A 23,292-nucleotide genomic window follows, 5' to 3' on the forward strand; every position below is an offset into this window, starting at 1 on the left:
CCGGAGCTTTCGGCGATGGAACGACCCTTGCGGAGCGACCCGCATGCGGTCCAATGCCCTGCTCATCCAAGGCCGAAACTTCTTGCTCGCCGCGACCTGTGCGGTTGGTTGCGCCTCCAGCGCCGCGGACACCGACGTCGACGAGGGCGCCTTCAGCAGCAACGAGGCCGTTCTCCTGGAGTTCGAGTTCGACGGCGAGGTCGTCAGCGACTCGCCTTGGAAGCCGATCGACGACCAGCTCCTCTACACGGTGGGTCAGCTCAACGGCGAGCGCAGCGTCGGGCGCCTCGACACCGTCAAGCTCACCAACGTGGAGCAAAGCGCGACGCAGAACGGCGAGACGCGGATCCGCTATCACGCCGTGCTGCAAGTCGCCTGGGGCAACCCGAGGACGATCCCTGCAAGCTACACGTTCGTCCTCCCGCGAAGCGTCGGCTATGCGGCGCAGCGCTCGTTTACGGAACAGCACAAGCACGAGTGCGTCGACTGGGGCGCTCACGACGTCGACGAAGGCAGCATGTGGTACTACTACCGGCCGCTGAACGACGGGTGCGCCCTCGCAGACGCCGAGGTCGTCAAGTCCGTCGCGACGGTGCGCCGCTCGTCGGAGCAGACGAAGGACAAGTATCCCGAGTATCAAAAGATCTGGGAAGACGGTCGCCTCGAGGTCATCGCGATCTTTGGCAAATACAAGGACGGCGCCACCTCGAACGACGCGGGCATCTCCGCCTACAACGAGTTCGCGGACATGTTGCGGACGGAGTTCGCGCGCGCCAAGGGCACCGTAACGACGACCCCTGCGAGCATCCCGCGCGCACCTGGTATCGGCGCGCCGGACATCACCTACGAAGCGGCGCTCGGCGACGGCAAGGTCATCAAGGTGACCGCGCTCCTCGTCGACAACATCGGCGCGGCGCCCGAGAGCTTCGACCGGCGCTACGAGGTTCTCTCTCCGACAGCCGATCTCATCGCATACAACGGCCACGCTGGCCTAGGGCAGAACGTGCGGGCCCTCGCGCAGAAGGGTCGCTGGAAGACGGGCCAATACCAGGTGTTCTTCATGAACGGCTGCGACACCTTCGCGTACGTCGACGGGACCTTGGCGGGCACCCGCGCCGCGCTCAACCCCGACGATCCGACGGGAACGAAGTACATGGAGTTCGTCACCAACGCGATGCCGTCCTTCTTCACCTCGATGCCGGAGGCCTCGCGCGCCATTGTGAAGGGCTTTCTGTCCTACGAGCAGCCGATGACCTACGAGCAAATCTTCAAGGGCATCGACCGAGCCGAGGTGGTCTTGGTGACCGGCGAAGAAGACAACGTGTACCGCCCGGGAATGCCGCTCGGCAATCGCTGACGCCGCAGCGAGGCGGCATCAGACTTGCTGCCGGGCCGCTATGCGGCCTCGTCGAACCGAGAAAAGCGCGACACCCTCGCCCCGTCGGTCGGCGCGACGATGCACGCTTTTCACGAGACGAAGAAGCTGCGCCTGACGCGTCAGGGGAGGAGCCACATGCCCCACGAACCCAAGTCACCGGGAGAGATTCGCGAGCACATTCTGCGCGATCACGTGCGCCTCCGGGCCCTCCTCCAGGACATTCGGATGCTCACGCATTCGGCTGAGAAGGACTCCGCCGTGAGCGACACGCTGCGTCACTCGCTGATGGAGTTCATCGAAGTCTTCTTCCGCCACCTTGAGAGCGAGGAGAGCCTCCTGCCCGACGTCGTCGAAGGGGCCGACTCATGGGGCCCCGAGCGACTGGCGCACATGTCCGAGGAGCACTCGGCCCAACGCGCCGCGCTCCGCGAGCTTTCGTACCGCGCGCAGAAGGAGCCCGCGCAAGCCTTGGCCGCTGATGCCAACGCGCTGGTGGACACGATCCTCCGGGACATGTCGGCGGAGGAGCGGGACCTGCTCGGTGAAGACGTCTTGCGCGACGACATCGTGGCCATCGACCAGTCAGGGGGCTGACGGGCTCGACGCCAAGAATGGGGCTGCGGGCATCGTCGCCGTCACCTCGACGTCAGCCTTGATCCGCAGCGCCCCAAACATCGCCGAATAGGGCTTGAGGCCGAAGTCGGGCTGGTGAACGCGACAGGTCACGACGAGGCGGTCCCCCACCTGTTGCGCTTCGAGCCGCAGCGCGCGGCGGTGCCCCTTGAGGGTGACGTCTCCGGCGATGTGGACCGCGTCGCCGTCCGCCGAGATCGAGGTCGCCTGAAACGTGATGGTGGGGAAGCGTCCCGCCTCGAGCACCTCCTCCCGGGCCACGCGCGCAATCTTCAGCTTGTCGCTCTTGGAGAGCGCCCCGTCAGCGACCTCGCCGCGCACCAGCGCCGTGACAACAGAGAGCGAGTCGGCGAAGGCTGTGACGGTGAGAGAGGCGGGTGCGACGAATTCGACAACGAATCGCTCGAAGCGAAGTCGGAGGTCGTGGCCCGCCGCCGCGAGGACCCCTTCTTTGAAGGTACAGACGACGAGTTCCGCGCCGGGAGTCGTGGCGTCGAGGAGCATGAGTCGATGCTAGACCTTGCGCCCGGCGCGCGCGTCGGCAAACCTCCCCTGTGATGGTCCAGGGCCGAGAGGCAAACGTGCTCGGGCGGAGCGGTACCGCGGAGACGCTCCTCGTGCGCGATGGCGCCCTCACCTTCGTCGAGAAGCGCCTGCTGACGCGCGCCCAATCGTCGGAAGAAGCCGCCGCCGCCTTCGAGCGCGAAGGCATCATCCTCGCGGCCCTTGGGGGACGCGGCGCCCCGCGCTTCCTGGAACGGGGCCACGATGAACACGGGGCCTACCTGCGCATGGAGACGCTCGTCGGCTCGCCGCTCGAGGCTCTCCCAGCCCAGAGTGCGGTTCGCTTCGCACTCGTCGCGAAGAGCGCCTTTCTGGCGCTCGCGCGGGTCCACGAGGCCGACGACGAGCACGGCCCCCTCGAGGTGCTCCACAACGACCTCTCCCCCTCGAACGTCCTCGTCTCCGTCGACGACGTCGACGTAGGCGCGTGGCTCGTCGATTTCGGCTTGGCGTCCTACCGGGATGGCGGTCCGCCGCGCGACGGCGCCTTTCGCGGCACGTTGGCGACGGCGGCGCCGGAGATCGCCCGTGAGGAAGCGGCGAGCGTTCGGTCGGATCTCTTCGCGATGGCGGCTTCGCTCGTCACCGTGCTGCTGGGCACGCCGCTTCGGCGCGACGTCGCGTCCGATGCGCTCGCCTTGGTCTTGGCAGGCGACGTGCCCATCCACCTGCCGCCCCTTCCCGTAGCGCCCGCGACGGAGGCTGCCCTCCGCGGCTGCCTCAACCACGAAGCCAGCGACCGGCCCGAAAGCGCGCGGCACGTGCTCGATCTCTTAGGCGTCCCGTGACGGGCCACCGGCGCTTTGCTACATAGCGCTGCGCGGGGCGAATCACGCAACGTGACGGAGAGGTCGACCATGAGCAGCACGCGTTCCTTCGGGCTCGATACGTTGGCGATTCACGCGGGGCAGGCGCCCGACCCCATCAGCGGTGCGGTCATGCCCCCCATCGTGCTTTCGAGCACCTTCGCGCAGAAGGGCCCCGGTGAGCTCTACGGTCCGTACGACTACTCGCGCGCAGGCAACCCCACGCGCACGTCGCTCGAAGAATGCCTAGCGGCTCTCGAGGGCGGAAAGCACGGCATCGCGACCGGCAGCGGCTGCGCCGCCACCACGAACCTCCTCTTGCTCTTGAAGAGCGGAGACCACGTGCTCGTGGGCGACGACGTCTACGGCGGCACGTTTCGCATCTTCGACAAGGTCGTCAAACAGTTCGGCATCGAGTCGACCTTCCTCGACATGACCGACGCGGCCAAGGTCCGCGAAGCCATCCGGCCGAACACGCGCCTCGTTTGGATGGAAACGCCCTCCAACCCGATGCTCAAGATCTTCGACATCGCCGCCATCGCCGACGTCGCGAAGAAGGCCAACCTCTGGCTCGCCGTCGACAACACCTTTGCGACGCCGATGCTGCAGCGCCCGCTCGACCTCGGCGCCACCTTCGCGGTGCACTCGACGACCAAGTACCTAAACGGTCACTCGGACGTGATCGGCGGCGCCATCGTCGTGAACGACGACGCGTTGGCGGAGCGGCTTCACTTCATCCAAAAGTCCGTTGGCGGCGTGCCGAGCCCCTTCGACTGCTACATGACCCTGCGCGGCATCAAGACGCTCGGTGTTCGCATGCGGCAGCACGTGGAGAGCGCCAAGACGCTCGCCTCGTGGCTCGTCGCTCATCCGCAGGTTGAACGCGTCCACTACCCCGGCCTTGATAGCCACCCGGGACGCGCCGTCGCCGAGCGCCAGATGAAGGGTCCCGGCGGCATGATCAGCTTCGACCTCAAGGGCGGCCTTCCGGCGTCGCGGGCATTCTTGAAGACCCTCGAGATCTTCACGCTCGCGGAGAGCCTCGGGGGCGTCGAGTCGCTCGCCGAGCTACCGTCGATCATGACGCACGCGAGCCTCACGGCGGAGGCGCGCAAGGCGCTCGGCATCGGCGACGGCTTCATCCGCTTGTCCGTCGGCATCGAGAACGTCGATGACCTCCGCGCCGACCTCGAAGGCGGCTTCCGAGCGGCGAAGGCCACCTGATCGAGCAGCGGCACGAGGCGGCTCCCACCTCCGCCGGCCGCCCAGCGACGCGCTCCGAAGCGGCAAAAACGGCGGGCCTGGCGGCACAACTGGCTGTATAGTGCGCCATCATGCGCTTTCCGCTCTTCGCGCTCGTGCTCGCTTCCGTCTCGGCCCTCGGCTGCTCTGACGACACTCCGTCGCCGCCGAAAGCGTTCGTCTACGCGCAGATCGGCCCCGGCGTCGACAAGGACGTCAACGACTCGACGCGCTGCAAGCTGACCACGGAAGAGTGGCTCAGCCTCGGCAAGCCGGAGGCAGGGGTCGAGAGCGGCACCATGCAGAGCGAGTCGCAAGTCACGACCTCCTGCTCCGTTGTGCCTGAAGCCGACGGCTTCCGCGTGGCCGCCAGCGCGTCGCTCGAACGCCGCGGGAGCTTCACCGTGTCGGGCTTCTTCAAGGCTTCTGGCGAACAGCCGAAGATTCGCGGCTCGTTCACCCGCGGCGACACCGGAACCTTCCGCCAGGACGACTGCACCGTGACCTACGAAGGTCAGCAGGGCGTCGCCGCGGGCCGCGTCTGGGGCAAGATCTCGTGCCCGAAGGCGTCCTTCCAGGGCGGCCAAGACCGCACGTGCCTCGGCACCGCGGAATTCAAGTTCGAGACCTGCGACCAGTAGGCGGCGCGCAGCGAAGCTAGACCGGTTTCAAGTTCAGGCGAGGTCAAGGCGGCGCCGAGGACCGGAGCGGAACAGCCTTTCTGGCTTTGAGCACCGGACCGCAGGCGCCAACGCTGAGATCGCCTGAAATCGAAAGCGGTCTAGCGGTCTAGTCGTCTTCGATCTTCGGGAGCACACCGAGCCCGAGACCGGCGAGCAGCTCGCGCACCTCGACGGCCACTTCAAACTCGGGCCCCGCGGCGAGAAACGCCTCGAGGTACTTCTTGGCCGCGAGCGAGTCGCCGCGCGCGAGGTACACGAGGCCCAGGGCGTGAAGCACCTTGGCGTCGCTGGGGGCCTCCTGCAGCGCCGACATGCCCTGCATGAGCGCGTCCTTGAGGGCGCCAAGGCCTCGAAGCACATGGGTGAGTGCCACGCGCGCGTTGAGGTGATGTGGTGCGAGCTTCAGGCAGGCGAGGTACGCGTCGCGGGCCGCTTCGGCCTCGCCCGACTCGAAGAGCGCCACGCCGAGGTAGTAGAAGGCGTAGTGGTTGCGAGGATCGGCCTTGAGGACGTCGCGCAGAGCGACGAGGGACTCGCGCGTGCGCTCCTCCTGGAGAAGCTCCGTCGCCTCTTCGATGGCCTCCCACGCGGCCGCGTCGCGGAGCTCTTCCTCGGACTTGCGCATCGGCCGCCCCGCAATCAGGACGCGTGTGCGGCGACGCCGGACGCGCCGACGGGGCTGAGGCTCCGTGACCGAACCACGGGCGCAACGCCGAAGGCCTCACGAACCCAGGTCGGCACGCGGACCGGACGGCCGATGCCGTAGTCGAAGAAGACCCAAGTCGTTTCGGCGCGGGCGATGAGCGCTCCGTCTTTGACGCGCACGAACTCGGTGAGGCGTTCAGCCTTGGCGCCCACGAGCGCTGTCACTTGCGTGCGAATCTCGAGCTCGTCGCCGAGGACGGCGGAGCGGAGGTAGTCGATGGAGTTGCGGCGAATGACGAAGATGCCACCGAGCTCCTTGTATCGCTCGACGCTGAGGCCGCGTGCCTCCGAGTGCGCCACCGTCGAGTCCTGCACCCATTTCACGTAAGCGATGTTGCTCGCGTGACCGAGGTAGTCGATGTCGCTCTCGTCGACGATGTACCGCTGAACGAATACTTGCGACACGCGCCCTTCCCTCTCTTGGTCGGCGGGCGCCGGCTTGCGACCTGGCTCCGCGACTCTCGGGGCGGACCATAGTCGGCCCGCGCCCCGTTTTGAACCTCTTCGTCACGGAATGAACACAATCCTTGTCGCCAGCGGCGAGACGGGAAAAGAGGCCGTTCGAGACACCGACGCGCCGTCGTGGTAGCAGCGGCGTGTGCGTCCCAACGTTACTTTCCTCGTTCGCACCGCCTGCGTAGCAACGTTCGCGCTCACGCCTTCCGTGGCCCGCGCCGACGTCACCTCGTGGTTGGGCGTGGGCTCCGGCGTTGCGCTGCAACACTCGGAAAAAACTGGAGCTGACGAGACGGTCGCGCCACTGTCGCTCAGCGTTGGCGTGGGCTCGAGCCCTCGGGCGGCGGTCGTGGTGGGAGGGCTCCTTCGCACCGTCACCTATTTCAGCCTCGGCACGGACCTCGGTCTGGCGCTTCGCGCGACGACCGGCGGCTTCGCGCGTGGCCAGTTCGGCGTGGCCGTCGACGCCGGAATGGTTGGACGGTGGTGGAACGGCGGAGACTTCGGTCGCTACCCATTTCAGGGGGTGGTGACGCTCGGCGCTCCTTGGGGCCTGGGACTGGCCCTCGGGGCGCAGGTCGGCACGCTCGACGACGCCGCGGCGGCCCGCGGCGGTTTCGCGATGCTTGAGATCGACTTCTTGCGGCTCACCGTCATGCGCCAGGGCCCGACCGATCGTGTTTGGTTCAACCCTGCGCCCGCCGGCGGCCGCGAGCCGCGCTAGGCGACTCACGGCAGGGCCCCTGCGGAAGCGCCGCTGCCGCCGCATCGCGCATGAGCAGCGGCGGTCGTTCTCGGCGAAGGTTCGTTAGGCGCGCGCCGCTTGCGCCGCCGGGGGGCCCGGCGGACGACGCTTGGTGCCCGTGCTCCCGTCGCGAACGCGCTTGTCGATGTACTCGGTGAGCGGCGCCGCGACGTAGATGCTCGAGTACGTGCCGGCGACGATGCCGATGACCATCGCAAAGGCGAAGTCCTTGATGACGCCCGTGCCCCAGATGAAGAAGGCCAAGACGCTGAGCATCGTGGCGCCCGAGGTGAGGATCGTTCGCGAAAGCGTCTCCGACACGCTGAGGTTGATGATGTCGTAGAAGCTCTTGCCGCGGTGCTTCGACAGGTTCTCGCGGATCCGGTCGAAGACGACGATGGTGTCGTTCATCGAATAGCCGATGATGGTGAGCACGGCGGCGATGGTGGAGAGCGTGAACTCCTTCTGGAGGAGCGCGAAGGCGCCGATGACGAACATGGCGTCGTGAACGCAGGCGAGGACGACGCCCGGCGCGAAGCGCATGTCGAAGCGGACCGCGACATAGAGCATGATGAAGAAGATCGCGATGGTGACCGCGTTGCGGGCGCTGTCGCGAAGCTGCTTGCCGGCCTTTGGGCCGACCCACTCGATGCGAAGCGCTTGCTCCGGCACGACGTCGGCGCCGAGCTTCTTTCGCAGCCCCTCGATGAGCTGGTCGCCCTTCGACTGGAGCTGGATTTCGACGCGATGATCGCGCGGGTTGGTGATCTGCGGGTTCGTCGCGCTGGCGCGCATGGTGACGCCCGACACGCTGGCGATCTGGGCCTTGATCTTCTCGATGTTGGGCTCGGAGTCGTAGCGCGTGTGGATCTTGTCGCCGCCGAGGCTGAACTTGACCTCTGTGGCGCGCGCACCGACGGGACAGGCAACCTCATCGGCCGCCGCCTTCGGATCTTCGGTGAGGCACAGCGCCTTCTTCAGCTTCTCCTTCGCGGGCTCATCGATGGCCGTGACGTCGGAGACGCGGATCAAGAAGTGGTTTGGGTTCTTGAGGTCTGTCACCTGAACGACGTCCGGCGCGTGGAAGCCGATCTCCTCGACGCCGCGGCGGAGCTCGCCGACGTTGACGGCCTTCAGAAGGCCAACCTCGACCTCCGTGCCGCCGCGAAAGTCGGTGCCGTAGTTGAGCCCCGGCACGAAGAGCGAGACGAGCGCCCCAAAGACGATGAAGAGGGAGAACGGAATCCAGAACTTCCGTTGACCCATGAAATCGAAGCGACGACCTGGCTTGAAGAACTCCATTTTCCCGCTCCGATCAGAATTCTGCGCCGACGCTGAGCCGCTTGAGCTTTGCTCCGCGGGCCCACCAGTCGAAGATGATGCGCGTCACGAAGACGCCCGTGTACATGCTGCAGATGATCCCGACGATGAGCGTGATGGCGAAGCCTTTCACGGGGCCGGTGCCGTACTGCGCGAGGATGAGCGCCGAGATGAAGACGGTGACGTGGCCGTCCAAGATCGATGAGAACGCCTTCTCGTAGCCTGACTCGACGGCCTGCCGCACCGAGCGGCCGGCGCGCAGCTCTTCGCGAATGCGCTCGTTGATGAGCACGTTGGCGTCGATGGCGATGCCGATGCTGAGCGCGAGGCCGGCGATGCCTGGCAGCGTCATGGTGGCGCTGAAGGAGGCGAGGAGCGCCATCTGGAGCATCATGTTGAAGAGCACCGCCAGGTCGGCGACGAGGCCAGCCTTCCGGTAGTAGATGAACATGAAGACGAGAACGAGGACGGAGCCGCCGACGGCGCCCTTGACGGCTTCGCCGATGGCGTCGCGGCCGAGCGTGGGGCCAATGAGCGACTCGTTGGACGGCGTGATGGGCGCCGGGAGCGCGCCGCTCTTCAGCACGAGCTCGAGCTTCTCGGCCTTCTTCAGCTGGTCTTCCGGATCGCCCGCGCCCATGGTGATGCTTGCGCGGCCGCCGCCGATCTTGCTCTTGATGACCGGCGCCGAGTCGATGACGTCATCGAGGATGATGGCGAAGCGACGCTGCACGTTGGCGCCGGTGACCTCTTCGAAGCGGTCGGCGCCTTGCGGGCTGAAGGTGAGCGCCACGTAGTACTCGGGCGGCGTCTTCTGCGAGTCGATGGCGCGACTGGCGTCGCTGATGTAATCGCCGGTGACCTCCGCGCGCGAGTAGAGGTAGAGCGTTCGCCAGCCGACGTCCTTCAGGGGACCGCCGACCTCGTCGGCTTGCTGGTACGCCTCGTAGCCGATCTGGTGGTCGTCGGGCACGGGGAGCGTGGCTGTCCACTTCTTGAAGCGCTTGAGCGCGTCAGGCATCGACTCGTCAGTCTTCTTGATGAAGAGCAAGTAGTGCGACTCGACGTTCTTGCCGGGCCCGGCGGGCGCCGATTCGCGCTCGACGCGAACGTTCTCGGGCACGTCCTTCGGGTTGACGGCCTTGCCGAAGAAGTCGGCCTCGTCGTCGACCATCTTGAACTCAAGGCGAGCCGTGCGGCGGATGATGTCCTTGATCTCTTCGAAGGCCTTCTGATCTTGGCCCGGTACCTCGACGATGATGTCTTCGTCGCGGGTCGTGACGCTCGCCTCGCGGAGGCCGAGCTCGTCGACGCGCCGGTTGACGGTGTCCTTCGCCTGGGCAACGGCACGCTCGCGGATCTGCGACTCCACCTCCGAGCGAATGCGGAAGGTGACGTCGGCGGCGCCAGGGCCGCGCGCTTGCGAGAGCTCGGAGGCGAACTTCTTGGTGAAGCGGTCGTCGAGCTTCGCCACGTCGGCGGCGTCGTTGAACGTGACGCGCACGACGTTTGGCTCGGGCAAGGAGACCTTGGCCTTCTCGGCGAGCTTTTGGGTCGTTTCGCGCTTCAAGACCCCGCTCCCCGAGTGGAAGCCGTACATCGTCGCGAGCTCTTGCCGCATGTCGTCGGCGAAGCGGTGCTGCTTGTCGCGGATCGCCTCGTCGACCTCGACGGTGTAGACGAGGCGGAGGCCGCCGCGGAGGTCGAGGCCCGGCGCGATGGCGAAGGTGATGCGATCGCGCACGTAGGCGGGGCACTTGATCTTGCCGTCGCTCATGTTGTCGAGCGTCGGCCAGAGGCAAACGAAGGCGCCGATGAAGAGCGACACGGCGAAGCCGAGGCGCAACCGCCAGCCCACGTCGACGAGCGGCAGGAGCGTGAACGAGGCCCACACGAAGGCGAGCGCGCAGACGACGATGCCCCAGAAGGTATCGGACTGGTAGAACGCATAGGCGCTGAGCGCCGCGATCACCATGATGACGAGCGGAGTTCGCTTCGACGTGTTCATTACTTTTTCTCGGTGGCGACTTTGGCGTCGAGCTTCACGTCGTCCTTCTTGACCGGCGCAGCGAGCGGCGAGAGCGACGAGGACAGGACCTCGACGGTCACGCCGGCGGCGATCTTGAGCTTGCTCACGGGCTCGGCGAGCTCGACGAGCTCACCGACGAGGCCGGCCTGGGTGACGACGCGATCGCCCTTCTTCAGCGACGCGCGCGCCGCTTGGTCCTTCTTCTGACGACGGAACATCATCCAGACGAAGGGCAAGAGGATGAGGAACGGGAAGAGCATGCTGATCATGCTCGGCGGCGGAGGCGCTTGTCCGGTGGGCGCACCGCCGGGCGCGCCCGAAGGCGCGCTCTCTTGGACCACACCGGGTGTTCCGGCCTTCGGTGGGACATTCTGAAAGAAGGAAAGGTTCGCGTGCAACGAAGGGCTCTTTTCTAGCGGTTTTTCGGACGGCCGGCGCCGGTGTGGCAAGTAGTCGGGGGCGCACTCCCCGTCAAGCCGGCCACCAAAAAGGCGTCGCTTGCCGCGCACTTCGCGGCGCCGGCGTGGAATGGGCGGCGGACCCACGCCTCGTCGCGGCGCGGGGGCAATGGCTTCGCAACCGAGCGAGCGGGGGGCGCATTCCCGCGGGTGCGGCTCAAGCCCCCTGGGCGGGCGCGGGCGCCACGCGCGGGACCCCCGGGGGCGGGGGGCGACGCCACGAAGGGCGCTACTTTGCATGCTAACGAACGCCAAAATCGCGTGATGCCGCGCCTTGTTGGCGCCTGCCGGCAGCTAACCAGCGTGGTGCAGAGCGACCGAGCGCCTCAGCGGCGGGCAACGGGCTTCGCCTTCGGGCGGGACTTTCCGTGGGCCACGGCCCGCCCTGTGTTGGTGCACGGACCGCCCGCGACCTTCGCGGCCTTCGGAGGCGCCCGACGTGCAGTCGCCGCTTTGCCCTTGGCGCTTGGCCCCTTCGCCTTCGTAGCCTTGGCCTTCTTTGGACGCGCCGTTGCTTGCGCGGGTGTCGCCGTCGCCGCGGTATCGAGCATCACCAGCGGCTCCGATGAGGGGGTCGGGTGTCCCGCCGGCGCGGCACCTGCGACGCCGCCGGTGAAGAAGAGCGCGCCCGTGAGCGCAACAACGGCCAACCGGGTGATGACTCGAGCCTGCATGGGGCCCGACGAAGCAATCGGCGCGCCTGCTCGCCCGTTCTGTCATTTCAAAATGTTGAGGAGCACGCCCTCATGCGCCCCAGGCTCAGCGAGGTCTCCAGACCGCAGGCAGCGCGGTAACTTTCCGGCGCGCCCGTAGGGGTGCGGCGAACCCGGAACGCTACTCGCGTCCGATGGGGTAGCGCTTGATGGCCCACTCGGCCTCGTCGGTCGCCGGTGGCGTGGCGCCCCAGGTCACGAGAGGCCGTTCGTCGCGAGCCCGCGGCGCTGCGCTCTTCGCGCGTTGATCCGCTTGGCCCGCACGGTCGCTCTTGTCGCCGACGTCGAACGCGTCAAACGTCGCCAAGAGCTCGGCGTCGACGCGATCGAGCGCATCCTCCGGTCCCGGCGGCTCAAGCGTTTGCAGAAGGGAGTCGCCAATCGCGAGGAAGGTTTCGCGCGGGGGCGGAAGGACGTTGGTCGACGGAGGCGCGACAGCCCCTCGCGGACTCGCTTGAGCCTCGCAGCCAAAGCACACGCCGCCTCGTTTGAGATCCGCGTGCACAATGGCGGCCCGCTGACTCGCGTGAGAAGCACACCCTGAGACCAACGGCGTGGCAAGCAACAGCGTGACGGCGAGGATCGCTTTCATTCGTATCCTTGGCGTAGCATGGGGAACGTTTCGGGCTTGCTGCCGCAAGGCCGAGACGCGAATGCGAGGAGGCCCTGGGACCGGTGCGATCCGGGGAGCCGCCCCCGTGACGAGGCGTTTTCTCGACTATTTCACCTGAAATGGCAAGTCGGGAACGCACGTGAGCGTCGTGGCGAGGAGGCCTTCGTCGCCCTTGTTGTCGCCGCCGCCCAGCTGAACGTCTTCGAAGCGAAGGCCCGCCAGCTCGGTGATGAGGTTTAGCTCGGCGAAATCCTTCGCAGTGGCGAGCCCCGTAGCCCCTCCACCAAACTCGGTCACGGCCATGAAACCCTTCCCGTACACCTTGGCGAAGGCCTCGAGATCGGCCGCCCACCTGGTGGACCACGGAATGCTGAAGCCGCACAGAACGACGGCGTCGAAGTCGGCGGCGAGCAGGTCAGGGTGCCCTGAGTATCGTGGCGGCAGATTCTGCCCCTGGTACTCGAGCCAAGAAGGAAACGTGTAGGGGGCCGGCCCCTGAGATGGATCGCAATACCCGTTGCCGAACGACGCCACGCGCGCGTTCGCCTTTGCGCCCAGGTATCCGCGAAAGTCGCCCGCCTGAAAGAGCGCGGCGGCGGCGTTCGTGTCGGCGAGCGCGACCACGTGCCCCTTTCCCCAGCGACTCATGGCGAAGACGCGATGGAGGAGCCCATCGCGCTTGATGAAGCCTTCACCGTCGAGCGTGAAGGTGGGCAACAGCGTCAGCTCGCTGGTGGCCGCGAAAGTGATGTTGAGCGTGAGATCCACGCAGCCCTGGCACGCGCCGTCGACGACGGCGGAGCCATCACCGGCGCACCCGATGGGCCCCCCTTGAAAAGCAGGCGGCGATGCCTCGGGCCCACCGCGCTCAGGCGTGGGCGGCGCGCCGTCGGCTAGGGGCTCGCTACGAGGTGAGTTGGTTGCCGCGGTGCCACAGGCGGCGGCGAGCGCGGGCAGGCTCGCCGCGAAGATCGCCAGCGCTGACAAGGTGAATTGGGGAGTCGACATCACGCCCCTCTCCCGAAGCACCAATTGTGCCTCCGAGGAGGCGGCGATTTCGCGGTGCCCAGCTCGACGCCACTGGGTCGATGAGTGCCCCTCGTTGCCTCGTCGGGCAGAGCGTCGTCACCACGTCGCGTCATCCACGCGGCGGCGCGGACCGCGCCCCGGCTGACGCGCGAGCGACGAACTCAAGAGCCCCCGCCACCGTGGTGGCGAGCGCACACAGGGCTTCCTGATTTGGCGACTCGTGGACAACAAAGTCGCGCGCGACGACGTCGAAGCGTGCGAGGTGCCGCACGTGGCGCAGCCGCTCGGTGGCGCCCAAAGCGAGGACCCCCGCGTCGGCGACGCGCTCGGTGGGATCGAAGGGGCCGCCATAACGCGCCATCGTCGCCGCGAGTGCTCCATCGGGGACGGCGAATGCCTCGGCGCCGCAGACGATGATCAGCGTCCCTTCGCGAACATCGAGCGACACCTTGTAGAGCTCACCGGATGGAGAAGCGCTCTCGTGAAGCGTGAGGGCGGTCACCGCGAGTCTTTCGCGCATCGAAAGCCCACGTTGGGCCCCGCTTCAAGCGCCGACCCATAGCCTCGCGTCGTTGTTCGGCTGGCCGATGGCCATGAGAGCCATCCGCCGCCGCGCAGGACGCGACTCGCTCCAGAACGCGGCGCAAGGCCCCCGCGGTGCTCCGCGTAGTAGTCGCTCACCCACTCCTCAACGTTGCCGCTCATGTCGAGGACACCGAACGGGCTCGCGCCAGCCGCGTGTGTCCCGACGCGCGTTGGCCCGTCGCCGCCGCACGACTTCGACGTGGTGTCGCGGACCAGCGTCACGGCCAGCGCACACGACGGCTTGGCGGCGCCCCACGGAAACGCGTGGAGCGAGGGCCCCCGCGCGGCGAGCTCCCACTCGGCCTCCGTCGGGAGCCGCTTGGCGCGGGCGCGACAGAAGCCGTCGGCATCGGCGAAGGTCACGCAATTGACTGGCAATTCGGCGTCGCCTCGCTCATACGTGCAGGTTGCACTGGATCGCTTCGGCGCCGCGCAGCGGCCCTCCGTTACGCACGCTCGATAGGCCCCCACCGTGACCTCCGTGCGATCGATGAGGAACGTCTTGACGGTGACGAGCTGCGGCGGGCGTTCGTTCGGCGGTGACGAAGCGTCGCTCGAGCCCATGGCGAAGGTCGCCGCAGGAATGCCGATCATCCCGTCCTTGGAGACGGAGACGGGCGGTGGCGGCAACGACACGAGCGGAGCCCGCGCGTCGGCCTCGCTGTCGTCATCGTCGGACTCCTCGCCGCGAGCTGGAACCGCCAACGCAAGGGCCGACAGGCCGAACAGGAGCGTCGGCGCGGCTCGCAAGAGTCGCTCAGAGGCCATGCTCTTTGGAGGTGCCTTCGCGAGGCGCGTCGGGGGGCGGGACGCGAGCTGGCGTCGTGATGACGGTGCCATGTTGGGCTTCGGCCCAGCGGACGCACACGCCGTACCCTTGCCCGATGGACCGACCGAGGTCGAAGCGGACGCGCACGAGACCGTCGCATCCGAGACCGCGCCCGCGAGCTTGGAGCGCCCCGTTGAGATCTTCGACATCGGCGTCGCTGCCGTAGCCGAGCACTTGGACGAGGGCGACCTCGTAAAAGGGTCGCGGCGGCAACGTGTCGCCCAAGTAGATCTCGACGCGGTTCGTGGGCGCGCTCGCCGGGCGAAGAAGCGCCTCGTGAAGCTCCGTGTAACCGCAGGCCGTTGACGCGAGCGCGAGCGCGGCGACGCCGAGGATGCCGACCGCCTTTTGAACGCGCCCCCTCACAGGCCAACTCCGGGTTGCGTCGCGGGCGAGGATGGCGCCGGTGCGGCGCCGCCCGGAGGCGGCGGCGTGGCCAGCGTCGATTCGGGTGTGGAGGCGGGCACGGTCACGGCTCGCCCTTGCATCACGAGCGTCATGACTTCGCCGGCAACGGGATAGGAGCGCGTGCCGATGCAGGTGTAGAAGCCGCACGGGTACGTGTACGACTCGACGTGGGTGTGCGTCGAGACCTCGAAGCGCGCCTCGACCTTCTCAATGACCGCGGCGTTGCCGCCCAGCTGGGCGACCTTACGGACAAAGACCGGCAGCAGCGTGTCAATGGTGGCCTCGCTCTGGGAGGCGCGGACCTGCACGACGCCCAAGTCGGTGCCTCCGACGGGGTAGCCGGCAGCGTAAACAGCGACGGGCCCGAGGCGCGGCGGGAGACGCGTGGGGCCGGTGGCCACGCCGCTTGCGCGCACCGACGAGCAGCCCGTCGCAGCCACGAGGAGCGCGAGCGCGACGAACGAGGCGAGCGCGTTGGAAGCCACGCGATCACCATAAGGGATGCCGGACGCCGTGAGTAGGGCCGAGCGATCGTCACCTCGGTTGGCGGGGAGCCAACCGCGGGCCGTCGGCAGAGTCGTGTCGTGGCAAATCCAGCGGAAACGACCGCGCGCGTGCGTCGGTACGGCGCGTGCTTCGAGGCGGGCGATGCGCGCAAGGCTCGGGACGTGGGTGCTCCTTTCCCTCGCCGCCTGCGGCATTCCGTCGAGCGAACGGGACACGGTGCCCGCGGGGCGACTCAACCAGTGGGTCACCTTCGTCCAGGAGCCGTGGACTAGTGCAATGCCGCTTGTGCTCGCGCTCAACGTGCCGGACACGCCAGCCGGTCGCGAATTGCGCGGCGCGCTCAAGGATGCGACGCGTGGCTTTGTACAAGACTTGGTCGAGGGGCGCGGCGCGGTCAACGTGACGGCGCTCGTCGTCGCGTTCGACGGCAGCGATACCTGGTCACGGGGAAGCGCGGACACCCCTGACCTCGTATGGCACGAGAACGTCGCGAGCTCCGAACAGGGAGAGCTGTTCCGCTCCGCCGTCGAGCGCGCCATTGACCGCGCCCCTACGGTCGCGGCGACGAGCGGCTTCCTCGACGCGCTCTTGGAGCGAACGGCACGCTTGCACGAAGCCGGGTCGCCACGCGTCGTGCTGGCAACGACAACCGACGACTCGGCCGCTGAAGGAGCGGGCTACCACTCCAGCAGAGAGTGGACGGTGGTCCTGCCGCAAGGACCTAGCAATCGATGCGCAGTCGCCCCGCGGGTGGCCCCGCGGCTCGCCGCGTGGGTTGAGCGGCAGGGTATCGACACCAACATCCTCGCCTCTTGCGAGGACCTGAGGCTTGCTCCGGCGTGGGCGGATGGCTGGTGGAGGGTGTGCCGCTCCGCGGCCGATACGCCACCGGCGAGGTGCGCCGTGCGCGTGCTCATCCCCGAAGGTTCCCGTTGCGAGCCCGAGCGCGGCTGGCGCCCCTCGGCCACCGGCATCACGGGCACAGACGGAGCGGGGCTAGCCGCGTGCGACGTGGACGCGCTCGAACTGGCCGAGGGCGCCTGCGACGAGGCGGCTCCCGCGGCGGAAACGACGCCCGGCTGGTGTTTGCCTGAAGTCACAGAGCGCTGCCGAAGGCCGGGCCCGACGGTCGTCGGCCGCGCACGCAAACCCGGGGTTCTCTATGAGCTGACATGCGACACACCGCCGCGTTAGCCAGCGCGCGTTGCGCCGCCCGGTGGAGTCCGACGCGACCGGCTATGCTCCACGCTCATGAAGCTCTCCGCTGCCGTGGGGCTCGCGCTGCTCGTTCTCGTCGTCGGGTGCGATCGACGTCCGGTCAGCGTCGTCGCAACCGGTCAGGTCTGCACGTCGATTTACGACGACAAGTCGTCGCCCAAACGCGTCTGCGGAACGGGCGACAGCTGCTTGCTCATGACGCTGCCGGGCGAATACCAGTGCCTGCGGCGCTGCAAGGTCGACGGCGACTGCAAGGCGCTAGGGCCGGACGCCAAGTGCGTCCATGCGCAGTCGCACGGCGATGACTTTGGGTGTTTCGTGGCGCGCGACGGCGGGCGGTAGGCGGAACCGCCCGCGGCGCTTTCAGCCTCAAGAGAATCCCCGCAAGCGCCTGGAAGACGCCTCTACAAGAGGTTCGCCGCGATCTCCGCGAGCTCGCTGCGCTCGCCCTTCGCCAGGACGATGTGCCCCGCGACCTTCTCGCCGCGGAAGCGATCGGCGGCAATGGTGAGGCCGTTCGACGCGCTGTCGACGTAGGGGTTGTCGATCTGGTTCGGATCGCCCGTGAGCACGATCTTCGTTCCATCGCCGGAGCGCGTGATGATCGTCTTCACCTCGTGCGGCGTGAGGTTCTGCGCTTCGTCGACGATCATGAACTGCTGCGGCAGCGACCGACCGCGAATGTACGTGAGCGGCTCGACCTGAATCTGCCCGCTCTCGAGCAGCTCGGCGTAGGCGCGCGGCCCCTTGCGCGAACCGCTGAAGAGGAACTCGAGGTTGTCGAAGATGGGCTGCATCCACGGGTTGAGCTTCTCGTCCACATCGCCGGGCAAAAACCCGAGATCGCGACCGAGCGGCATGATGGGCCGCGAGACCAAGAGGCGCGTGTATTGCCCGTCTTCGACGGTGCGCTTCAGGCCCGCCGCGATGGCGAGGAGCGTCTTGCCGGTGCCGGCTTTGCCGACGAGCGTGACGAGACGAATATTTTCGTCGAGCAAGAGATCGAGGGCGAAGCTCTGCTCCTTGTTGCGCGGCCGGACACCGATGACGCCCTCGCGCGGCGTGCGCAGCGCCATGATTTCGCCGCGGTTGGCGTCGTAGCGGCCGAGCGCCGTGTGGCTGGGGTTTTCGCGATCGCGGAGCAGGACGCAGAGGTTCGCGCCCATGTTCTCGAAGTTCTTCGCCGAGAGGCGACCTTCGTGAAAGAAGGCGTCGATGCTCGCGCGATCGATGTCAATCTCGCGCACGCCGGTGCCGAGCTCGTCGACCTCGACGCGCATGTTCTCGTAGTTCTCCGCCATCATGCCGAGGGCGTCGGCGCGGATGCGGAGGTTCGTGTCCATCGTGACGAAGATCGCGGGGCTCGCCGGGTCGGCCTCACGGATGTCGAAGGCGGTCTGCAAGATGGCGTTATCCATCGCGGCTTTGTCGATGGCGCTCGGGAGCTCCGGGCGCTTCGCCGGCACGGCTACGCGGAGCGTGCCTCCGCTCTTCAGCGGCACGCCCTTCGACAGCGAGCCCTCTTGCTCACGGAGCTCGTCCAGGATGCGCGCGATGGAGCGCGCGTTGCGCCCTCGCTCCGAACCCTCGCGTTTGAACTGGTCAACCTCCTCGATGCAATAAATCGGGATGATGACGTTGTTGTCTTCGAAGCGAAAAATCGCCCGCGGATCGTGGAGGAGGATGTTGGTGTCGAGGACGTAGTTCTTGCGCATGGGGGTAGAGCCCAAAGGGCGGGGTGAGACTATCGTTAGCGTCGTTGCCGCGTCGAGGGCTTCGGCGTGTCACGAAGCCCTGTTTTCATCGACGACGGACCGCGAGAGTGGAATCGTGGTGCTCGTGGTGGCCCCCTTCCCTGGTCTCGCCCCTGACCTGGATCGAACGCTTCGCGATGCGGTCCGGCGCGTGGGCCTGCTCGGCGCCGTCACGCCGCTCAATCGCGCCGAGGAGCACGAGCGCCTGGCCCTTGTGTTTGCTCGTGGCGAGCGCTCGCTCCCCTCGTGGCGATACACGCGCGCCGACGTGGCTTCGCTCCGCGCGTCGTTGAGCCGCGTCGATGCGGCGCTTGCCGCGACCGTCCGCGAAGAACCACTCGCCGAGCTCTATCGGGCGCGGACAGATGAGCTAGCGCAGGAGGTCGCGCTCATCGAGGCCGTCGGTCGGCCCGGCTTCGGCGAACGCGCGGCGCTTCGATTTCCCAGCGACGGCGTCGCTGGTGCGAAGCTCGCGGCCTCGCTCGCCGACGAGCGCAGTGACGAGACATCCGAGCCCACCTGCACGAGCGACGGCGACGAGCCAGCGTCGCTGGCTTCACGCCTTCGCGCCGCCATCGGCGCGCATCGGATGGCGTTTCGCGTCGAGCTCCGCGAGGGCCTTCTCCCGCTCGCCGCCACCGGCGACGGCGTGGTGCTCGTGGCTGTGGGGCGACGGCTCACCGACGAGGCCGCGCGGCGCACGACGCTCCACGAGATCGAGGGCCACGCGCTGCCGCGGCATCGCGCCTCAAAGGCGTCGCTCGCGCTCTTTGCGCTCGGCACCGCTCACGGCGCCGACGACCAAGAAGGTTACGCGCTCCTCCTCGAACGCCGTGCCGGCTTCCTGCGGGGCGCACGCGCGCGCGAGCTCTCGGCGCGCCACCGGGCCGTTGTCACGATGCGCGGCGGCGCCGACTTCGCGGAGTGCACGACGGCGCTCCTCGAGAGCGGCTCACCGCTAAACGACGCGCTTCGTATCGCGGAGCGAACCTACCGCGGCGGCGACGGCAAGGGCGCGGGCCTGGGACGAGAGGTTGTCTACCTGGAGGCGCTCGCACGGGTTGAAGCACGCCTTGCGGCGCATCCGGAAGATGAGCCCATCTTGGCGAGCGGACAGGTATCCATCGACGCCGTGACTACGCTTCGCCGCGCCCGCGAAGGGTGATCGGCCCCAGCATCCCGGCAACGTGGAGGCACATTGGGCAGCCGCGCGCGGCCTACGCTCGCGGGAAGCAGGGAGCGTTTCCGAGTCATTGCAGGGCCGTGGTCACACGCCGCGAGGGGCTCAAGCGGCACGAAACTTCCTTCGTGCGGGCCATGTCCGAACGACGCCCCTGGCAAGGTCCCCCGCGGCAGACGTCGACGCCGAGCAGTTGCGGCACCTGCACCCCAGCGGCGACGCCGCGACTGCCGCCGCGCAAGGTTATCGTCAACGCCTTCGACGACGTCATGGGCAAGGAGGAAGCCCCCGTGGAGGCTCGCCGCGCCACCAACGGCAACGATCGGCCTGGCGGCTTCGCGGAGCTGGTGGCGCTCGTCGAGCGCTACCAGAGGGAGCGGCCCATCGACGAGCTCGAGATCGCGTGCCACGGAAGCGGTGTCATGGGCCGTTGGGGGACGCCCGACGAGGATGACGATGCGGCGCAGCAGGCGCGCGTCGCCTTCGAAGAGAGCGACGCGCCGGAAGCGCAAGGCCGCCGAGACTTCTACGGCCGTGGCAACGACGTGCGGCGCGCGGGGTCGCTCATCTTGGGGCGACGAGGCGAGCTGGTGTCGGCGCGCTCGCTCGCCGCGAACGCCCGCGAGCGCGAGCTCGCCACGCGCCTTGGGCGATGCATCGAGCCGGGCGGACGCATCGTCTTTCAGGCCTGCAACCTGGCCTTCGGGCAATACCCATGGGGCGACTTCTTGGAGGCCTTCTCGCGGCTCGCCCCCCACATCACCGTGACCGGCGCCTTCGGCTTCACCGGCGCCGGAACCTCGGGCCTGCAAGGGCCCGAGGGCGCGCCCATCGCGGGGCGACGCATCGCCGCCGACGGAACGGCGACGAACGTGCTCGGTGAAGATCCGGGCGTCCGCATGGAGGACCCTTACATGCCGCCGGAGCCCCCGCGCGTGGGCGCGCCGGCTCAGCCGGCCGCGGCGCGTCCGCCCAGTGCGGCGACGCGCCCGCGACGGTGAAGCTCCCTCATTGGCGCCGACGACGACCTAGAGGTCGCTGACCACGACGGCACCATCGCCGAAGGCTGAGAAGGCAAACATGCCCGACACTGATGCAAGGCTTGGCGTGACCTCCTGCCATGCGTGAACGGTGCTCCCGCCGGCGTTAGTCCACCGGTGGTGGAACTGATAGAGCGGCGAGTTGTTTCCTGAGTTGACCCCACACGACCAAGACGGGGCGATCCAAACGCCGGTAGGCAGGGTTGTGGCCGCGGCGCCCAGCAGCCCGGTGCGCGTGCCTGCCAAGGGGTAAGGCGAGCAAGCCGCGTTGTGCGTGCCCCAGTCGTCCTCGGCAGATCCTCCATGGTCCCACCAGAGATGCTTCAGCTGGTCGGTGACCACCGGCGCCGCCACTGTGTACCGCTCGTAGTAGACATCGAGGCGTTGGTCGCCCCAAGAGGCGACATCCGGTGCATTGAAAGGCGCGTACCCCGTCGGCCAAGTGTCTGAGCCGAACGAGGTGCCATTCGTTGAGTACCAGTGCGCTAGCGTTGAACCGTAGCCTCTTGCGAAAACGTCGATCCGGTTGGGGCCCCACGACACGGCAGAGACGCCGACGTCCTGTGTCGATGACGAGGGTGCATTGAACACGTACGGAGCGGAACCAACGTTTTTCCACGCTGAGAAGGAGCCGTTATCCCACGACCGATGGAAGAGGCTGTTCCCCGTCGCGTCGGTCGAGCTTAGCGAGCCCGTCTTTCCCAAAACGAAGACATCGACACGTCCGGATCCCCAGGACGCCACCCCCATCTGGCCATACAAGTTGTAGCCGGAGGGGGCGCCCCAATCGTCCGCACCCCAGTTGGAACCGCGATCGTTGCTGAAGACATGGGCTACCGAACCGGTATCGGAAATGTAGAACGCGTCGCGCCGGAAGTTCTTGTCCCACGAAGACATCCCTACGCCCATGGTGAGCACGTGCGGTCCGAACGCGCGACCATTCGCGGCAACCGTAATTGGCGTCCACGGGGTACCGCTGTTTACGAGCGCCCCGGTACACGTATCGACCAGAAACCAGCTTTGATACAGCTTCGGCGTTGAGAAATAGAACTCGGATGTACCGAAGTGCGTGATCCGATGGCCGAGCTTGGAGCCGCAGAGGGATTGCTGGGTACTGCCAAAGTTGACGTCGTCGCGTGCATCGTCGCTATCGGCGCATCCGGACATGGGAGCGCATACGACGATCAGCGCAACAGCGGCGCGCGAAAGCCTAGAGAGAGAGAGGAGAGGAGAGGAGAGGAGAGGAGAGCATCGGCGGAGGGTCGACGACGATCCTAAAAACGTCAAGCCTCACGGCGCACACGCTTGCCTACCAGACTCGACCGGCACGCAAACCGCGATCCTCACATCCTGCTGAGGCACCGGCGGATAGGGCGGCGCCGCGCAACACGCCCACTCCGCCGATCCACCGCGGCACGAGTTCGACACGTTGGAGTTGCACTTCGTGAAGCAATAGGCGCCCTGCCCCGTGTCGATGCAGGCCGACTCGCGGCCCTCGCGCGCTGGGCAATCGCCCACGCTCGTGCAGCGCGCCGAGCACATGCCGCCGGGGTAGTTGTTGATGCACACGCCACCGGGAATCGCCTTGCACGCTTCGGTGCGCGTGCACGGATCGCCGATCCACGCGCCCGATTGCCCCTGCCCCGACGGCCCCTGGTACGCCGACGAACGCGCGTAGAGCTTCCAGATGTTCCAAAAGAGCCGGTTGCCACCCTCTTTGAGCGTGCCGACGCGCGGATCGAATTGGTACGCCGCGGCGGTACCTTCATCGAACGGCGTCACGTTCTTTCCGTCGACGGTGCGGCCCTCTCGCCCCTTGGACCAGCCGCCGGCCGTCACGCCGCCGTTGGTCTCCATGTCCGTCAGGATGATGCGGTACTGGCGCGCCAAACACTCGACCTGGCGATCGAAGCCGGCGAAGGCCGGATCACATGTGTCGGGGCCCGAGCAGCCGCACCGAAAGACGTACTCGACGCGCTGAGGCGAATCGATGGGATAGAAGTCGAGGCCAACGAGGCCCTGCTCCATCTCGGCGCGCACGAGCAAGACGAGCGGATTGACGCGGTATTGCTCCGACGCGTTCAGGAGCGCGTCGATGGCCGAGAGACCGTTCGAGAAGTACGTCGCCAGGAAACTGTCGCGCCCGTAGGGGTTCTTGCGGTTGGTCTTCTCTGTGGCGCGATACGTGATGAGTGCACGCAAGAGCTCGCCGGTCACGGTGCTGTCGGTGAGCTCATCGATGCTGATGATCTTGCCGGAGTCGAACTCCGCGTCCTCCGGCTGCTCGAGATCTTGCGCCGCCAGGTGCGACTGCGGCTCAGCCTTGGCGCAAGCCACGACGAGCATGGGAAAGACCGCGAGCGCCAAGAGCCAGCGAGGAGGACGCATACCGAGGCT

The 23,292-nt window shown here is 67.4% G+C and carries 26 protein-coding genes; 10 read left to right on the plus strand and 16 right to left on the minus strand.

Translation table 11 applies throughout. The features are described 5' to 3' along the window. The first annotated feature begins 43 nt into the window (after nucleotides 1-43). Nucleotides 44-1,357, plus strand: a complete 1,314-nt coding sequence (locus IPG50_18625; protein ID MBK6694198.1) for a hypothetical protein — start codon at nucleotides 44-46, stop codon at nucleotides 1,355-1,357. 156 nt (nucleotides 1,358-1,513) lie between these two features. Then, complete coding sequence (locus IPG50_18630; GenBank protein ID MBK6694199.1) at nucleotides 1,514-1,972, plus strand: hemerythrin domain-containing protein; 459 nt, start codon at nucleotides 1,514-1,516, stop codon at nucleotides 1,970-1,972. On the opposite strand, the gene IPG50_18635 is transcribed toward IPG50_18630, so the two are convergent. Next, entirely contained in the window at nucleotides 1,961-2,515 is a 555-nt protein-coding gene (locus IPG50_18635) for a YceI family protein (protein MBK6694200.1), read from the minus strand. The genes IPG50_18630 and IPG50_18635 overlap by 12 nt on opposite strands. Before the next feature lie 53 nt (nucleotides 2,516-2,568). Between IPG50_18635 and IPG50_18640 the strand changes: the two genes are divergently transcribed. From IPG50_18640 to IPG50_18650, 3 genes are all read left to right on the plus strand, one after another. Then, complete coding sequence (locus IPG50_18640) at nucleotides 2,569-3,363, plus strand: hypothetical protein (protein ID MBK6694201.1); 795 nt, start codon at nucleotides 2,569-2,571, stop codon at nucleotides 3,361-3,363. Nucleotides 3,364-3,432: 69 nt separating this feature from the next. Continuing rightward, a complete protein-coding gene (locus IPG50_18645; protein ID MBK6694202.1) occupies nucleotides 3,433-4,605 on the plus strand; it encodes a cystathionine gamma-synthase in 1,173 nt (390 codons plus the stop codon). Nucleotides 4,606-4,715: 110 nt separating this feature from the next. After that, nucleotides 4,716-5,264: a hypothetical protein gene (locus IPG50_18650; protein ID MBK6694203.1), complete on the plus strand. Its 549-nt coding sequence runs from the start codon at nucleotides 4,716-4,718 to the stop codon at nucleotides 5,262-5,264. A gap of 148 nt (nucleotides 5,265-5,412) precedes the next feature. Here the strand turns inward: IPG50_18650 and IPG50_18655 are convergent, their stop codons facing one another. Both IPG50_18655 and IPG50_18660 read right to left on the minus strand, forming a co-directional pair. Next, nucleotides 5,413-5,931 carry a tetratricopeptide repeat protein gene (locus IPG50_18655; protein ID MBK6694204.1) on the minus strand — a complete coding sequence of 173 codons (519 nt, stop codon included), beginning with the start codon at nucleotides 5,929-5,931 and terminating at the stop codon, nucleotides 5,413-5,415. A 14-nt stretch (nucleotides 5,932-5,945) separates the two neighbouring features. Next, nucleotides 5,946-6,416, minus strand: coding sequence for an acyl-CoA thioesterase (locus IPG50_18660; GenBank protein ID MBK6694205.1), 471 nt, complete (start codon nucleotides 6,414-6,416; stop codon nucleotides 5,946-5,948). Between the two features lie 193 nt (nucleotides 6,417-6,609). On the opposite strand from IPG50_18660, the gene IPG50_18665 reads away from it, so the two are divergent. Next, nucleotides 6,610-7,191: a hypothetical protein gene (locus IPG50_18665; GenBank protein MBK6694206.1), complete on the plus strand. Its 582-nt coding sequence runs from the start codon at nucleotides 6,610-6,612 to the stop codon at nucleotides 7,189-7,191. 84 nt (nucleotides 7,192-7,275) lie between these two features. On the opposite strand, the gene secF is transcribed toward IPG50_18665, so the two are convergent. The 10 genes from secF to IPG50_18715 form a co-directional block, all read right to left on the minus strand. Further along, nucleotides 7,276-8,514, minus strand: coding sequence for a protein translocase subunit SecF (gene secF, locus IPG50_18670; protein MBK6694207.1), 1,239 nt, complete (start codon nucleotides 8,512-8,514; stop codon nucleotides 7,276-7,278). A gap of 13 nt (nucleotides 8,515-8,527) precedes the next feature. Beyond that, entirely contained in the window at nucleotides 8,528-10,540 is a 2,013-nt protein-coding gene (gene secD / locus IPG50_18675) for a protein translocase subunit SecD (GenBank protein ID MBK6694208.1), read from the minus strand. Continuing rightward, on the minus strand, nucleotides 10,540-10,959 hold the full coding sequence (locus IPG50_18680; protein ID MBK6694209.1) for a preprotein translocase subunit YajC: 420 nt from the start codon (nucleotides 10,957-10,959) through the stop codon (nucleotides 10,540-10,542). The genes secD and IPG50_18680 overlap by 1 nt, the downstream gene beginning before the upstream one ends. 386 nt (nucleotides 10,960-11,345) lie before the next feature. Further along, on the minus strand, nucleotides 11,346-11,693 hold the full coding sequence (locus IPG50_18685; protein MBK6694210.1) for a hypothetical protein: 348 nt from the start codon (nucleotides 11,691-11,693) through the stop codon (nucleotides 11,346-11,348). A 160-nt stretch (nucleotides 11,694-11,853) separates the two neighbouring features. Then, nucleotides 11,854-12,324: a hypothetical protein gene (locus IPG50_18690; protein ID MBK6694211.1), complete on the minus strand. Its 471-nt coding sequence runs from the start codon at nucleotides 12,322-12,324 to the stop codon at nucleotides 11,854-11,856. 126 nt (nucleotides 12,325-12,450) lie between these two features. Next, entirely contained in the window at nucleotides 12,451-13,353 is a 903-nt protein-coding gene (locus IPG50_18695) for a hypothetical protein (GenBank protein MBK6694212.1), read from the minus strand. A 130-nt stretch (nucleotides 13,354-13,483) separates the two neighbouring features. Further along, nucleotides 13,484-13,894 (minus strand): hypothetical protein, encoded by a 411-nt coding sequence (locus IPG50_18700; protein MBK6694213.1) that lies wholly within the window; start codon nucleotides 13,892-13,894, stop codon nucleotides 13,484-13,486. Further along, nucleotides 13,873-14,727 (minus strand): SUMF1/EgtB/PvdO family nonheme iron enzyme, encoded by an 855-nt coding sequence (locus IPG50_18705; protein MBK6694214.1) that lies wholly within the window; start codon nucleotides 14,725-14,727, stop codon nucleotides 13,873-13,875. Before IPG50_18705 ends, IPG50_18700 begins: the two co-directional genes overlap by 22 nt. Further along, entirely contained in the window at nucleotides 14,717-15,154 is a 438-nt protein-coding gene (locus IPG50_18710; GenBank protein MBK6694215.1) for a hypothetical protein, read from the minus strand. Before IPG50_18710 ends, IPG50_18705 begins: the two co-directional genes overlap by 11 nt. Further along, entirely contained in the window at nucleotides 15,151-15,681 is a 531-nt protein-coding gene (locus IPG50_18715) for a hypothetical protein (protein ID MBK6694216.1), read from the minus strand. Before IPG50_18715 ends, IPG50_18710 begins: the two co-directional genes overlap by 4 nt. Nucleotides 15,682-15,844: 163 nt before the next feature. Between IPG50_18715 and IPG50_18720 the strand changes: the two genes are divergently transcribed. Both IPG50_18720 and IPG50_18725 read left to right on the plus strand, forming a co-directional pair. Continuing rightward, nucleotides 15,845-16,897, plus strand: coding sequence for a hypothetical protein (locus IPG50_18720; protein ID MBK6694217.1), 1,053 nt, complete (start codon nucleotides 15,845-15,847; stop codon nucleotides 16,895-16,897). Nucleotides 16,898-16,954: 57 nt separating this feature from the next. Then, a complete protein-coding gene (locus tag IPG50_18725; protein MBK6694218.1) occupies nucleotides 16,955-17,263 on the plus strand; it encodes a hypothetical protein in 309 nt (102 codons plus the stop codon). Nucleotides 17,264-17,325: 62 nt separating this feature from the next. On the opposite strand, the gene IPG50_18730 is transcribed toward IPG50_18725, so the two are convergent. Further along, the gene (locus IPG50_18730) at nucleotides 17,326-18,636 is read right to left on the minus strand and encodes a PhoH family protein (GenBank protein ID MBK6694219.1); all 1,311 of its coding nucleotides are present in this window, start codon (nucleotides 18,634-18,636) and stop codon (nucleotides 17,326-17,328) included. A 115-nt stretch (nucleotides 18,637-18,751) separates the two neighbouring features. Between IPG50_18730 and IPG50_18735 the strand changes: the two genes are divergently transcribed. Continuing rightward, nucleotides 18,752-19,840, plus strand: a complete 1,089-nt coding sequence (locus IPG50_18735; GenBank protein ID MBK6694220.1) for a DUF1704 domain-containing protein — start codon at nucleotides 18,752-18,754, stop codon at nucleotides 19,838-19,840. A 152-nt stretch (nucleotides 19,841-19,992) separates the two neighbouring features. Beyond that, nucleotides 19,993-20,856, plus strand: a complete 864-nt coding sequence (locus IPG50_18740) for a hypothetical protein (GenBank protein ID MBK6694221.1) — start codon at nucleotides 19,993-19,995, stop codon at nucleotides 20,854-20,856. A 27-nt stretch (nucleotides 20,857-20,883) separates the two neighbouring features. Here IPG50_18740 and IPG50_18745 read toward each other — a convergent pair whose 3' ends face one another. Then, nucleotides 20,884-22,062 carry a hypothetical protein gene (locus tag IPG50_18745; GenBank protein ID MBK6694222.1) on the minus strand — a complete coding sequence of 393 codons (1,179 nt, stop codon included), beginning with the start codon at nucleotides 22,060-22,062 and terminating at the stop codon, nucleotides 20,884-20,886. A gap of 123 nt (nucleotides 22,063-22,185) precedes the next feature. Next, the gene (locus IPG50_18750) at nucleotides 22,186-23,283 is read right to left on the minus strand and encodes a hypothetical protein (GenBank protein ID MBK6694223.1); all 1,098 of its coding nucleotides are present in this window, start codon (nucleotides 23,281-23,283) and stop codon (nucleotides 22,186-22,188) included. Nucleotides 23,284-23,292 lie beyond the last annotated feature (9 nt).

It is taken from the genome of Myxococcales bacterium, assembly GCA_016703425.1.
Lineage (GTDB): Bacteria > Myxococcota_A > Polyangia > Polyangiales > Polyangiaceae > JADJCA01.

Excerpts from the sequence above, each read along its gene's own strand:
- IPG50_18730 (MBK6694219.1), bottom strand. The coding sequence starts at position 18,636 with ATGCGCAAGAACTACGTCCTCGACACCAACATCCTCCTCCACGATCCG.
- IPG50_18740 (MBK6694221.1), top strand. The coding sequence starts at position 19,993 with ATGTCCGAACGACGCCCCTGGCAAGGTCCCCCGCGGCAGACGTCGACG.
- secD (MBK6694208.1), bottom strand. The coding sequence starts at position 10,540 with ATGAACACGTCGAAGCGAACTCCGCTCGTCATCATGGTGATCGCGGCG.
- IPG50_18720 (MBK6694217.1), top strand. The coding sequence starts at position 15,845 with ATGCGCGCAAGGCTCGGGACGTGGGTGCTCCTTTCCCTCGCCGCCTGC.
- IPG50_18685 (MBK6694210.1), bottom strand. The coding sequence starts at position 11,693 with ATGCAGGCTCGAGTCATCACCCGGTTGGCCGTTGTTGCGCTCACGGGC.
- IPG50_18690 (MBK6694211.1), bottom strand. The coding sequence starts at position 12,324 with ATGAAAGCGATCCTCGCCGTCACGCTGTTGCTTGCCACGCCGTTGGTC.
- IPG50_18750 (MBK6694223.1), bottom strand. The coding sequence starts at position 23,283 with ATGCGTCCTCCTCGCTGGCTCTTGGCGCTCGCGGTCTTTCCCATGCTC.
- secF (MBK6694207.1), bottom strand. The coding sequence starts at position 8,514 with ATGGAGTTCTTCAAGCCAGGTCGTCGCTTCGATTTCATGGGTCAACGG.
- IPG50_18625 (MBK6694198.1), top strand. The coding sequence starts at position 44 with ATGCGGTCCAATGCCCTGCTCATCCAAGGCCGAAACTTCTTGCTCGCC.
- IPG50_18745 (MBK6694222.1), bottom strand. The coding sequence starts at position 22,062 with ATGTCCGGATGCGCCGATAGCGACGATGCACGCGACGACGTCAACTTT.
- IPG50_18640 (MBK6694201.1), top strand. The coding sequence starts at position 2,569 with ATGGTCCAGGGCCGAGAGGCAAACGTGCTCGGGCGGAGCGGTACCGCG.
- IPG50_18635 (MBK6694200.1), bottom strand. The coding sequence starts at position 2,515 with ATGCTCCTCGACGCCACGACTCCCGGCGCGGAACTCGTCGTCTGTACC.
- IPG50_18655 (MBK6694204.1), bottom strand. The coding sequence starts at position 5,931 with ATGCGCAAGTCCGAGGAAGAGCTCCGCGACGCGGCCGCGTGGGAGGCC.
- IPG50_18700 (MBK6694213.1), bottom strand. The coding sequence starts at position 13,894 with ATGCGCGAAAGACTCGCGGTGACCGCCCTCACGCTTCACGAGAGCGCT.
- IPG50_18645 (MBK6694202.1), top strand. The coding sequence starts at position 3,433 with ATGAGCAGCACGCGTTCCTTCGGGCTCGATACGTTGGCGATTCACGCG.
- IPG50_18705 (MBK6694214.1), bottom strand. The coding sequence starts at position 14,727 with ATGGCCTCTGAGCGACTCTTGCGAGCCGCGCCGACGCTCCTGTTCGGC.
- IPG50_18725 (MBK6694218.1), top strand. The coding sequence starts at position 16,955 with ATGAAGCTCTCCGCTGCCGTGGGGCTCGCGCTGCTCGTTCTCGTCGTC.
- IPG50_18695 (MBK6694212.1), bottom strand. The coding sequence starts at position 13,353 with ATGTCGACTCCCCAATTCACCTTGTCAGCGCTGGCGATCTTCGCGGCG.
- IPG50_18650 (MBK6694203.1), top strand. The coding sequence starts at position 4,716 with ATGCGCTTTCCGCTCTTCGCGCTCGTGCTCGCTTCCGTCTCGGCCCTC.
- IPG50_18630 (MBK6694199.1), top strand. The coding sequence starts at position 1,514 with ATGCCCCACGAACCCAAGTCACCGGGAGAGATTCGCGAGCACATTCTG.